This window comes from Caenispirillum bisanense, assembly GCF_900230255.1.
GTDB classification, from domain to species: Bacteria; Pseudomonadota; Alphaproteobacteria; order Rhodospirillales; family Rhodospirillaceae; genus Caenispirillum; species Caenispirillum bisanense_A.
Genome location: NZ_OCNJ01000004.1, coordinates 350987 through 363093, shown reverse-complemented (window position 1 = coordinate 363093; position 12107 = coordinate 350987). Strand labels below are relative to the sequence as shown.

The 12107-nt window shown below is 70.1% G+C and carries 11 protein-coding genes; 8 read left to right on the top strand and 3 right to left on the bottom strand.

Annotated elements, in window-relative coordinates:
- Position 1: 1 nt before the first annotated feature.
- The 7 genes from CRP50_RS11475 to CRP50_RS11445 all read left to right on the top strand — a co-directional run bounded on the left by CRP50_RS11475 (position 2) and on the right by CRP50_RS11445 (position 5747).
- The gene (locus tag CRP50_RS11475) at positions 2-883 is read left to right on the top strand and encodes an ABC transporter permease (RefSeq protein ID WP_217992035.1); all 882 of its coding nucleotides are present in this window, start codon (positions 2-4) and stop codon (positions 881-883) included.
- A gap of 20 nt (positions 884-903) precedes the next feature.
- Positions 904-2400, top strand: a complete 1497-nt coding sequence (locus tag CRP50_RS11470; protein ID WP_097279296.1) for an aldehyde dehydrogenase — start codon at positions 904-906, stop codon at positions 2398-2400.
- 56 nt (positions 2401-2456) lie between these two features.
- On the top strand, positions 2457-3212 hold the full coding sequence (locus CRP50_RS11465) for a type 1 glutamine amidotransferase (protein ID WP_097279295.1): 756 nt from the start codon (positions 2457-2459) through the stop codon (positions 3210-3212).
- Positions 3213-3421: 209 nt separating this feature from the next.
- The gene (locus CRP50_RS11460) at positions 3422-3922 is read left to right on the top strand and encodes a YchJ family protein (protein ID WP_097279294.1); all 501 of its coding nucleotides are present in this window, start codon (positions 3422-3424) and stop codon (positions 3920-3922) included.
- The gene (locus CRP50_RS11455; RefSeq protein WP_097279293.1) at positions 3919-4698 is read left to right on the top strand and encodes a YkgJ family cysteine cluster protein; all 780 of its coding nucleotides are present in this window, start codon (positions 3919-3921) and stop codon (positions 4696-4698) included. Before CRP50_RS11460 ends, CRP50_RS11455 begins: the two co-directional genes overlap by 4 nt.
- 244 nt (positions 4699-4942) lie before the next feature.
- Positions 4943-5218, top strand: a complete 276-nt coding sequence (locus CRP50_RS11450) for a PepSY domain-containing protein (protein WP_176525132.1) — start codon at positions 4943-4945, stop codon at positions 5216-5218.
- 4 nt (positions 5219-5222) lie between these two features.
- On the top strand, positions 5223-5747 hold the full coding sequence (locus CRP50_RS11445; RefSeq protein WP_097279291.1) for a cytochrome b/b6 domain-containing protein: 525 nt from the start codon (positions 5223-5225) through the stop codon (positions 5745-5747).
- A gap of 64 nt (positions 5748-5811) precedes the next feature.
- On the opposite strand, the gene CRP50_RS11440 is transcribed toward CRP50_RS11445, so the two are convergent.
- Together CRP50_RS11440 and CRP50_RS11435 are read right to left on the bottom strand one after the other, a co-directional pair.
- Positions 5812-6126 carry a hypothetical protein gene (locus tag CRP50_RS11440; protein WP_097279290.1) on the bottom strand — a complete coding sequence of 105 codons (315 nt, stop codon included), beginning with the start codon at positions 6124-6126 and terminating at the stop codon, positions 5812-5814.
- Between the two features lie 127 nt (positions 6127-6253).
- Positions 6254-7093: an ion transporter gene (locus CRP50_RS11435; protein WP_245913453.1), complete on the bottom strand. Its 840-nt coding sequence runs from the start codon at positions 7091-7093 to the stop codon at positions 6254-6256.
- Positions 7094-7303: 210 nt separating this feature from the next.
- Between CRP50_RS11435 and CRP50_RS11430 the strand changes: the two genes are divergently transcribed.
- The gene (locus tag CRP50_RS11430) at positions 7304-11311 is read left to right on the top strand and encodes a hybrid sensor histidine kinase/response regulator (protein WP_176525131.1); all 4008 of its coding nucleotides are present in this window, start codon (positions 7304-7306) and stop codon (positions 11309-11311) included.
- On the opposite strand, the gene CRP50_RS11425 is transcribed toward CRP50_RS11430, so the two are convergent.
- Positions 11278-12018: a response regulator transcription factor gene (locus CRP50_RS11425; protein ID WP_097279287.1), complete on the bottom strand. Its 741-nt coding sequence runs from the start codon at positions 12016-12018 to the stop codon at positions 11278-11280. The genes CRP50_RS11430 and CRP50_RS11425 overlap by 34 nt on opposite strands.
- Between the last annotated feature and the right edge of the window lie 89 nt (positions 12019-12107).

Genomic DNA, 12107 nt, shown 5'->3' with positions numbered 1-12107 from the left:
CATGACCCGGACTTCCGGCCTCGCCGCCCGATTGCGGCCGGCGGCGGAGCATGCCGCCGTACCAGAACAGCGCCGGCAGCGCGCCGCTCCCGGCCTGGTGTCGCGCTACGCCGCCGACACGGCCTTCATGACCTTCGTCGCCCTGCTGATGGCGTTCCTCTACATTCCGATCTGGGTACTGATCGCCTTCAGCTTCTCGGACTCGCGGTCGCTCACCTGGCCCATCACCGGCTTCAGCCTGCAATGGTACGAGAAGCTGTTCTCCAACGCCGACCTGCTGAAGGCCATCGGCAACAGCTTCTATGTCGCCACGCTGGCCACCGCCCTGACGCTCGTCGTCGGCGTCGTCGCGGCGATTGCGCTGCATCGCTTCAACTTCATCGGCAAGACCCTGTTCCGCCGGCTCGTGCTGTTGCCGATCACGTTGCCGGGTATCGTCACCGGCATTTCCATGCTGAACCTCTTCAAGCTGATCGGCTTCAACCTCAGCCTCGAGACGGTCATCTTCGGCCATGCCACCGCCCTGATCGGCGTCGTGGTGACGCAGGTCTACGCGCGGCTCCAGCGTCTGCCGAAGTCGCTGGAGGAGGCGTCGTCGGACCTCGGCGCCAGTCCGTTGCGCACCTTCTTCCACGTCACGTTGCCGAACATCAGGTCGGCCATCATCGGCGCCGGGTTGCTGGCCTTCGTGCTGTCGTTCGACGAGATCCCGGTGACTTTCTTCCTCACCGGCCGCGACAACACCTTGCCCATGTACATCTATTCGACCCTGCGGCGCGGCGTGACGCCCGAGATCAATGCCGTCGGCACGCTGATCGTCCTGATGTCGCTGGTTCTCATCGTCATTTCCGTCATCGCGACGCGTGACCGCACGTCACGCTGACCCCTGGAGACTCCTCTGACATGGCTCACACTCTCGCCTATTGGAAGGACAAGGCCGCGACCCTCGTGCCCGAGGGGCGGTTGTTCATCGACGGTCGCTTCGTCGACGCCGTCGGCGGCGGCCGGTTCGAGACCGTCAACCCGGCGACGGGCGCGGTCGTCGCCGAGGTCGCCCGCGGCACTGCCGTCGACGTGGAACGCGCCGTCGCCTCTGCCCATCGCGCCTTCCGGTCCGGCGTGTGGTCCCGCCGTGACCCGCGCGACCGCATGACCGTGCTCGCCCGCTTCGCCGACCTCATCGAGGCCCATGCCGAAGAGTTCGCGTTGCTCGACACCCTCGACATGGGCAAGCCCATTTCCGACATGCTGAACATCGACATTCCGGGCTCGCTGTCCAGCATCCGCTTCTTCGCCGAGGCGGTGGACAAGATGGAAGGCGTCGTCACCAACACCACGGCGTCCGCCGTCCACTACATCGTTCGCCAGCCGTTGGGCGTCTGCGGCCTGGTGGTGCCGTGGAACTACCCGTTGATGATGGCGGCGTGGAAGCTCGGCCCGGCGCTGGCGACCGGCAATTCCGTGGTGCTGAAGCCGGCCGAGCAGTCGCCGCTGTCGGCGCTGCTGCTGGCGCGGCTGTTCGTCGAGGCGGGCGGCCCCGACGGCGTGTTCAACGTCGTCACCGGTTTCGGCGAGGAAGCCGGCAAGCCGCTGGCCCTGCACATGAACGTCGACAAGATCGGCTTCACCGGCTCGGGCGAGGTCGGCAAGCTGATGCTGATCTATGCCGGCCAGTCCAACATGAAGCGCGTCACCACCGAATGCGGCGGCAAGTCCCCGCAGATCGTCCTGGCCGACTGCGAGGATCTGCAGACCGTCGCCGCCACCGCCGTCGGCGCCATCTACGGCAACCAGGGGGAGGTCTGCTCCGCCGGATCCCGCATCCTGGTCGAGCGACCGGTCTACGAGGAGTTCATCCACCACTTCACGGAGGCCGCACGTACCGCCCACCAGCCCGGCGACCCGCTCGACCCGGCCACCACCATGGGGCCGCTGGTGACGGCGGAGCAGCAACAGCGGGTGCTCGGCTATGTCGACATCGGCCGCAAGGAAGGGGCTCGTCTCGCCTTCGGCGGCAAGGTGCCGGACGCCTTCCAGGCGGGCTGCTACGTCGAGCCGACGCTGTTCACCGACGTCGACAATTCGATGCGGATCGCGCAGGAGGAGATCTTCGGCCCGGTCGCCTCGATCATTCCGGTGGATGACGTGGACCACGCCATCGCCGTGGCCAACGACACCATTTACGGCTTGGCGGCCTCCATCTGGACCACGAACGTCAAGACGGCGCATCGCTTTGCCCGTGACATCGACGCCGGCATCGTGTGGATCAACGCCTACGAGGCCGGCGACGCCACCACTCCGTGGGGCGGCTTCAAGCAGTCCGGCAACGGCCGCGACAAGTGCCTGGAAGCCCTGACCCAGTACACCCAGACGAAGTCCGTCTGGGTCGACCTGCGCTGACGCCCTCCGGCCGGGGGTGGTGCGCACTCCCGGCCGTGCCTCTTGCGGAGACACCCGTGCACATCTGCATCATCGAAGCCGACCGGCCTGCGGACTTCCTGATTCCGCGGTTCGGCACCTACGCCGACATGTTCGAGCGGTGGCTGACTCCCGTGTTGCCCGAGGCGTCGTTCAGCCGGGCGTGGTTCCGCGACGGCGCACCGCTGCCCGCGCCGGAGACGGTGGACGCCGTGCTCATCACCGGCTCGCGCTGCGGCGTCTATGACGGGCATGCGTGGATCGATGTCTTGAGAGATCAGGTGACCGGCTACGTGACGGCCGGAAAGCCCGTGGGCGGCGTCTGCTTCGGCCACCAGATCATGGCGCAAGCCTTCGGCGGTCGCGTGGAGAAATCCGATCGGGGATGGGGAGTCGGACGTCATGTTCATCGCCTGACGCCGACGGGACAGCGGCTCTTCGGGCAGGCCGCCGGCATCGCTGCCCTGTCATTCCACCAGGACCAGATCGTGCGCCTGCCGACGGGGGCCGAGGTCTTGCTGGAGACGGACCACTCGCCCTATGGCGGCGTCCATTACGCCGGACGCCGGGCCATATCGGTGCAGTTCCACCCCGAGTTCGAGCCGGGCTACGTCCGCGCTCTTCTGGAAACAGGCGTCGGCCCCGGGGCCGACCATCCACTGACGGCCGAGGCGCTCGAATCCCTCGCGGGCGCACTCGATGGTGCTGCCGTGGCGGCAGCCTTTGCAGCAATCTTCCGCCAAGGCAGCGAATTGCCTCAATCGAGCGGAAAAATAGAAGACTCAGTCTTCTAGACCAGCAAGGTGCGGCGGCGGTCGACAGGCTCCCGCCGGACTTCGAGGGCTTCGCTCTTCCGCACTGTCGGCGGTGGCGGCGACAGGGCGCCGTGCTTGGCGCGGCGCCGTTGCTGAGGCTGCATGTCCCCCCGTGGAACGGGGGCTATGGACGGGGTCGGGCGGCACGGCTATCGTTCCGCACCAGACAACGCCAGGGGGGAACTGGGATGACGGCGAGAGTGGCTGGCGATGATGCCTGTCCGTGCGGTTCGGGGCATGTTTTCGCGGCGTGTTGCGGTGGACTGCTCGACGGTGCCGCCGCGCCGACGGCCGAGGCCCTCATGCGGTCGCGGTACACCGCCTATGTCGTCGGCCGTATCGACTATCTCCAGCGGACGAACGCAGCGGCGCTGGCCGACGTGTTCGATGCCGAGCAGTCGGCGGCCTCGGCCGAGGGCGTGACGTGGACGGGCCTGACCATCGTCGACGTCACCGGCGGCGGCCCCGACGACGAGACGGGGCGGGTCGAGTTCCGGGCGCGGTTCGAGCGCCTCGGCCAGCAGTTGGAGCATCACGAGGCGGCCCTGTTCCACCGCGAAGACGGACGCTGGGTTTATGCCGAGGCGCAGATGAACCCCAAGGGGGCGCCGCGGCGGGTCGAGAAGGTCGGCCGCAACGACCCCTGCCCGTGCGGATCGGGCAAGAAATACAAGAAGTGCTGCGGATGACGGCCGACAGGCGCTTCGCCTGTACCGCCTGCGGACGATGCTGCACCGGATGGCTGCCCCTGACGCTCGGGGATGCGCTGCGGCATGCCGGCCGTTTCCCGCTCGCCGTCGTCTGGACGCCCATCCGCCAGGGCAATGCCGAGTTCCAGGCGGCGTCGCGGTTCGGCCTGACGGTCCGGTTGCCGAACCGCAAGACGGTCGCGGTGCGACTCATGCCGACGGCCTACCAGCCCAAGAGCTTCCCGTGCCCCGAACTCACGCCGGCCGGTCTGTGCGGTATCCATGCCGACAAGCCGGCACGCTGCCGCACCATGCCGTTCTTCCCCTATCGTGAGGAGGTCGACCAGGCGGATCTGCTGATCCCGCGTGCCGGCTGGGCCTGCGACACGTCGGAGGCGGCGCCGGTGGTCTACAGCGGCGGCCGGATCGTCGACCGCACGGATTTCGACGACGAAGTGGCGAGCCTGAAAAAGGACGCCATGCTGCTGCGGATGCACGCCGAGGTCTGCCTGGCGGCGAACCGGGACGTTCTGCCGGCGCTCGCGCGGGCAGCCGGCGACGGCCGCGGCGGCGGTCATCTGGTGACCGGCTTCGCCGCCCTCCTGCCGCGCCTCAAGTCCAGCATCGTGGCGGACTTCGTCCGGGCGCAGGTGCCGGTTCTGCAGCGCTATGCCGCTCTGACGCAGGATGACCCGGAGCATCGGACCTACCACCGGAACTACATGGACTGGCTGGCCGAACTGAAGCCGGTGCTGGCGGCGACGGAAGCCGGCTGACGGGGCCTCTGCCGGTCGCCCGCGCGGCCCGAGGCCGCACCGCTGCCGAGGCGCATCCTGGGGCAGCGGCCGTTCAGCGTCGGTTCAGGCGCGAAGGACCATACAGAAGGGGCACGACGGGATGTCGTGTGATCCGCCCCTTCGGATCGGTCCAGACTTCTCTTCTTCCAGCGCCGGCCGGTCGGTCCGGTCCCTTCGGTTCGACGGGCCGGCGCCTTCCCCTCTACCAGACAGGATGCGTCACATGATCCGCAAGTTCGCCGCCGCCACGGTCGCGGCCACCCTTCTCGCCCTCGCGCCGGCCGCCATGGCCGCCGACCTCTGCGCCCCCACGGAGGGCCCCCGCAAGACCATGGAGGAGGTCGCGGCCATGCTCGAGGGCCAGGGCTACGACGTCCGCAAGATGGACACCGAGGACGGCTGCATCGAGATGAAGGGCATGGACAAGGACGGCAAGCGCGTCGAGGTCTACGTCCACCCGGTGACGGCCGAGGTGGTCAAGGTCAAGACGCAGGGCTGACGCGATGCGTGCCGCCGCCGACACCCTGCGGGTCTGGGATCCGCTGGTTCGCCTGTTCCACTGGTCGCTGGTCGCCACCATGGCGACGGCCTACCTCGCCGACGACCAGGCCGCCATCCACAACGCGGCCGGCTACGTGGCGCTCGCGCTGATCGGGTTTCGCCTCTTGTGGGGGTTCGTCGGCGGCCGACACGCCCGGTTCTCCGACTTCGTCAGGGGTCCCGGCGCCGTCCTCGCCTATGTGCGGAGCCTCGCCTCCGGCCATCCCGAGCGCCACATCGGCCACAACCCGGCCGGGGGCGCCATGATCCTCCTGCTGCTGGCGGCGGTGTTCGTCACCGCCGGGTCCGGCGCCCTGATGGTCACCGACCGCTTCTGGGGTGTCGGGTGGATCGAAACCCTGCACGAGGGCGCCGCCGATGCCGTTCTCGGCCTCGTGGTCGTGCATCTCCTCGGGGTCGTGGTCTCCAGCCTCCTGCACCGGGAGAATCTGGTTCGGGCCATGATCACCGGACGCAAGCACGGGTGAGCCGGCTGCGCCCCGGCGAGTACGCCGGCCTGGAGCGCGAGGCTCCCGGCCGGCGCGAGCGGGCTCAGTTGCCCCAGCCGGAGTGCTTCTCGCACAGCTTGTTGACCGCCTTGCCCGGATCGGACTCGGCGAAGCTCACGAGATCGCCGGAGAAGTTGTCCGGGGTTTCGTTCCACACGCAGGTGCACCAGGCCTCGGCATTGGTCTGGCCGGCCACCTTGCTCGGCTGCCCGCCACCTTCATAGTCCTTCAGGGCCTTGGCGACGCAGGCGGTGTACTGCGGATCGCCCTTCGGGTCGTTGTAGCCCCCGGCGGCATGCGCCCCGGCCGCAACGGTCAGGCCGAAGGCCGCGACGGCCGCCAACAGAATCGTCTTCATTCCACTTTCCCCTCTCGTCGTGGGTGAACGGGCGTCATGCAGGAACCGCATGGCCCCGCCGGCCACCCTGGCGTAAGACCATGCACGTCCTGTGGACAGGATATGGACTGCCGTCCATCACGCCGCGTCACCCGGCGGCGGGCGGCCGCTGCTCCAGCGCGCTGCGGATGGCGACGAGTTCGGCCTGCATCTGCTCCAGGCGAAGGGCGAGCTGCTCGCCCTCGACATGGGCCGCCGAGCGGATCTCGTCGGTGATTTCGGCTGCTTCCTCTTCATGCAGGGTCTGCATGGCATTGACGATGACGGCAATGAACAGATTGAGCATGGTGAAGGTGGCGATCAGGATGAACGGCACGAAGAAGACCCAGGCGTAGGGGTAGTTGTCCATCACCGGACGGACGATCCCCATGGACCAGCTTTCCAGGGTCATGATCTGGAACAGCGTGTACAGCGACGCCCCGAGCGTGCCGAACCAATCGGGGAAGGTCGCGCCGAAGACCTTGGTGGCGATGACCGCCCCGACATAGAAGATGAGGCTCTGCAGCAGCATGATCATGCCCAGCCCCGGCAGCGACGAGATCAGCGCCGAGACGATCATCTTCAGGCGCGGCAGCACCGTGATGAGGCGCAGCACGCGCAGCACGCGCAGCGACCGCAGCACCGCCAGGCCCGGCGTCGTGGGCACCACGGCGATCAGCACCACCGCGAAGTCGAACAGGCTCCAGCCGTCGCGGAAGAACGACAGCCGGCGGTAGCCGATCCTCAGGACGAGTTCGACGATGAACACGCCGAGGATCGCCTGATCCAGAAGGTGCAGTTGCGGACCGATGGCGTCGGTGACCGTCTTGGAGGTGTCGAGACCGAGAATGATCGCGTTGACGATGATCAGGACGGTGATGACCAGTTGCACCGGCCCGCTTTCCACCCAGACGCCGGCCCGTTCCAGGATGCCGGCGCGTACAGCCACTGTGTTCAAGATGATCCCCCCATGCATGGCAAAGCATGGGGCCGCAGCGTGATGCGCCCTTGTGGACACGCTGCGAACGAGATGTTGACCCCGGTCCACAACTGCGCCGTCCCGCCGCGGCGCATGTCGACACCGTGGCGGCCTTCCCGGCAAGATCGCCCGGGCCGCCCCCGGGGCGTCTTCCTCTGTCGCAGCGTCGGGACGGTCCGCGTGCACCCGCTTCTCGCTTTCCTGCTGGCCGTGGCGTTGCTGCTCGGCAAGGCGGCGGCCGCCGCCGCCCCCTCCCCCCTGCCGCACGAGGCCGGCTGGGAGTTGCTCGCGCCGCCGGTCTTCCACCACCTGACGCCGGCGGACGGACTGCCTTATCCCGTCGCCCTCGGCGTGTCGCAGGACAGGCACGGCTTCATGTGGTTCGCCACCCCCGGCGGAGTGGCGCGCTGGGACGGCTACCACATGCGGGTCTTCCGCCACGACCCCGACATCGCGGGATCGCCGCCGGAAGACATCGTCACCGCCACGGCCACCGACGCCGCCGGGCGGGTGTGGTTCGGCACGGGCTCCGGCGTGGTGTTCCGGTTCGACGACGCGACGGAACGCTTCGTCGCCCATCGCAACGCCGACGTCAGCATGGGGCGGGCCCACGGCCTGGTGGCCGACGGCGCGGCGGGGATGTGGGTGCCCGGGCGGCAGGGACTGTTCCACCTGGACGCCGCCGACGGCCGGTGGCGGCAGAGCGACCTGCCCCCCGGCGAGGCGGGCAGCGTGCTGGTCGACCGCGCCGGACGGGTCTGGGTCGGCATGGCCGGCGCCATCCTGCGACGCGACGGCGACGGCGCCCCCTGGTCGAGAATCGCCACCGTGCCCGAGGGCGACACCGTCTCGGCGCTGTTCGAGGACGGCACCGGCACCCTGTGGTTCGGCACCCAGCGCGGCCGGGTCGGGCGGCTGGCCGGCGACCCGCTGCGCGCCGTCGTCGATCCCCGGCTCGGCTTTCCGGGATACCGGGTGACGGCCTTCGCGGAGCCTGCGCCGGGCGTGCTGTGGATGGGCTCCTACGGCGACGGGCTGCGCGAATTGCGCCGGGAGACCGACAGCGTGCGCCGCATCGTCCGCGACCCCACCAGTCCCACCAGCCTGGGCGACAATTCCGTCACCGGCCTGCTGGTGGACCGCTCGGGCATGGTGTGGGTCAGCAGCCTGCGCGGCGTTCATCGGCACCTGCCCACCAACCCGCGCGTCATGACCATCATCCCCCACCGCAAAAGCGGCCTGCCGGGTACCGACGTCCGGGCGGTGACGCCGGCGGCCGACGGCGGCCTGTGGCTCGGCTTCCGCTTCCACGGCGTCGCCCGGCTGGGAGAGATGCCCGGCGCCCGCTGGCCGTCGGGCCTGCCGGAAGGTCCGGTCCAGGCCATCGCCGATCCTGGCGACGGCAGCCTGTGGGTGGGCCAGACGGGCGGCCTGTCGCGCATCGACCTGGCCAGCGGCGCCGTCGTCCCCTTCGCGCCGCTGGACCGCGCCAACGTCTGGGCCCTGGAGCTGGAAGGGGAAACGCTGTGGGTCGGCAGTTCCAAGGGCCTCGCGCGGCTATCGCTCGCCGACGGCAGCTTCAGGACCTACCGCTACCATCCGAAGGATCCGCACAGCCTGAGCGACAACCAGGTGACGGCGCTGGCGCGCGACGGTGACGGGCGCCTGTGGGTGGGAACCTACCGCGGGCTCAACCTGCTGACCGACCCCGAGGCCGGCACCTTCCAGCGGTATCTCCATGTCCCCGGCGACGCTACTTCGCTGCCGGGGGATCTGGTCACCGACATCGTCCAGGACAGCCGGGGCCGCCTCTGGGCCTCCACCTCCAACGGCATCGGCATCCTCACCCCGGCGGAGACGGACCCGCCGCGCTTTGCGCGTGTCGGCCGTCCCCAGGGCTTGCGGAGCGGCTCGGTGCTGTCGCTGGTGGAAGCCGAGGACGGCACCATGGTGGCGGGCACCGGCGACGGGCTGGCCGTCATCGACCCGGACACCCGCGCCGTGCGCCTCCTCGGCGTCGCCGAGGGGGTGGAGGTCAGGACCTTCTGGTCCGGCGCCGCCACGCGCCTGACGGACGGCACGCTGGCGCTCGGCGCCTTCGGGGGGCTGGTGGCCATGCGTCCGGCGCCGCTGCCCGAATGGGCCTACCGTCCGCCCCTGGTGGTGACCGGCGTCGTGGTCGACGACCGGCGCCTCCTGCCCGGCGAGGACATCGTCGTCGGGGCGTCGGAGGACCGCGTCCAGGTGGACTTCGCCGCCCTCGACTACTCCAATCCCGGGCTGAACCTCTATGCCTACCGGCTGGACGACGGTCCGCCCGTGCAGACGGACGCGCTCCACCGCCGCGCCGTCTTCACCAACCTGCCGCCGGGGCTGCATCGCCTGGAGATCAAGGGCACCGGCAGCAGCGGGCTGTGGAGCGATCCGGTACACCTGTCCCTGCGCGTTCTGCCGGCGTGGCACGAGACGGTCTGGTTCCGGCTGTCCGCCGTGGCGGCCGTCCTGCTGGCCCTGTACGGCCTTCTGCACTGGCGCAAGCGCCAGCATCTGCGGCGCGAGGCGGAGCTGAACCGGCTGGTGGAGGCCAAGACCGTGGAAGCGGCCGAAGCCACCCGCCGCGCCCTGGCCGGCGAGGAGGAGGCGCGGCGGGCCCTCGAAGTCGTCGAGGCGGCCGATCGCGCCAAGTCGCGCTTCCTGGCCGTCATCGCCCACGAGATCCGCACGCCGCTCAACGGCCTGCTGGGCATGTTGCAGGCGTTCGACGGGCGGTCCCTCGACCGGGCGTCGGCCGAGACCCTGCGCACCGCCCTGACCGCCGGCGACACCCTGCGGACGCTGGTGGACAGCGTCCTCGAGTACGGCCGCGACGGCGCGGACGAGGCCGCCCCGGTCCTGGAGGACGTCGCGGTGAGGGACCTGGCGGCCCAGGTGGCGGACCTCCTGCGGCCGCAGGCGACCCCCCGGGGGCTGGAGCTGTCCGTGACGGTGGACGAGGCCGTTCCCGCCCGTATCCGCGCCGACCGGCCGCTCCTGGTGCGGGTCCTGATCAATCTGCTGGGCAACGGCATCAAGTTCACCGAGCGCGGCGGCGTCCGCCTTGCCGTCGGCCGGGGCGGGACGACCGAGGACCCGCGCCTGATCCTGCGGGTCAGCGATACCGGCATCGGCATCGGCGACGACCTGCGGGAGGCCGTCTTCCGCGACTTCGTGCAGGCCGATGATCGCATCACCCGCCGGTTCGGCGGCGTCGGGCTGGGGCTCGCGCTGTCGCGGCGCATGGCGGAGCGGATGGGGGGCACCCTGGAACTGGAGCAGACCTCACCCCGCGGCAGTGTCTTCCGCTTGGACATTCCCGCCATTCCCGCGCTGGAGGCCCCCCCTGCGCCGGTGGTCGCCGCGGGCGAGGGGGTGCCGCTGCGGCTCCTGGTCGTCGACGACGACGAGGTCAACCGCAGCGTCGCCCGGCTGCTGCTGTCGCGCCTCGGTCATGTGCCGCACTTCGCCGCCAGCGGTCACGAGGCCCTGGCACTGGCGGAGGGCGAGGACTTCGACGTGATCCTGATGGATGTGCACATGCCGGACATGGACGGCGTGGAAGCCACCCGTCGCATCCGGCAGGCCGAGGTCCTGGCGGGTCGCGATCGCGTTCCCATCCTCGCCATGACGGCCGATCTCCATGCCGGCCTGCACGAGACGTTCCTGGCCGCCGGCGGTGATGGCGGCCTGTCCAAGCCCATCGTCCTGTCGGCGCTGGAGGCCGCCCTTGCCAGCCGCGGTCAGCGACCGCAGACCGTCCTGGACGCCCGCGCCGTGGCGCAGCAGGTGGATCTGCTGGGGGTGACGGAAACCCTGCGCCTCGCGCGCCTGTTCCAGCGCACCTCGCGGCAGGTGCTGCACGAGATGGACGCCGCCGCGGCGGCGGCCGACGGCGTCCAGGTGGGGGCGCTGGCGCACCGGCTGCGCAGCGGCGCGCTCGCGATGGGCCTGACCGCCCTGGCCGACGTCGCGGGCCGCATGGAACGGGAGGCGCCGGCCGCGCCGCCCGGCAGGCTGGGCGACGATCTGCGCGCGCTGCGGCAGGCCCGCAAGGTGGGGCTGATGTCCTTCGTCGCGCGGCTCCGCCGGCAGCGCCTGAACCAGATCCGGCCCGCCGATCAGGCGCGGCTGGCCGCGCCGGCGAACCGATAGCCGACGCTCGTCACCGTGACGATGAGCCCGCCGCCGCCGTCGACCGCACTCAGCTTCCGCCGCAGGCGGGCGATCAGCGAGTCGACGGTGCGCCCGTTGCTCTCGCCGAGGCGGCTGCCGATCACCTCGGCGAGGTAGTCGCGGTACAAGGCGCGGCCCTCGGCCTCGACCAGGGCGGCCAGCAGGTCGAATTCCCCCCGGGTGAGGCCGATGATGGCGCCGCCGGTCGTGGCCAGCTCGCGGCGGGTGAGGTCCATGACGAACGGGCCGAACGTCACCACGCCCGCCCGCGACGCAGCCTGGCCGTCGAGGGCGCGCCGCCGCAGCAGGGCGCGCGCCCGGGCGGCCAGGATTCTCAGGTTGATCGGCTTGGTGATGTAGTCGTCGCCGGCCGACTCCAGCCCCAGGACGTGATCGATCTCGTTGTCCTGCTGGGTGACGAAGATGATCCCGACGGGGCTCGACGCGCGGACTTCCTGGGCGAAGGTGATGCCGTTGGCGTCGGGCAGCCGGATGTCGACGAGAAGCAGATCGGGCATGGCCGCCTTCAGGGCCGCCCGGCACTCGCTCGCGGTGGCGGCTTCGCGGACGGCAAATCCTTCGGCGGCGAGGAAGGTGGCCATCATCGACCGGTTGACCGGATCGTCGTCCAGGATCAACACGTGGCGCCGCGAGTCACGCTCCCCCTCGCTAGCCTGATGGCGCATGAACAGTCCCCCCTCTCCCCCCTTGCGGAATACCCCCTTATAGCCTGCGGCCAACTAAGCCGCCAAGTATCAGGCGTGCCGTACTTGAA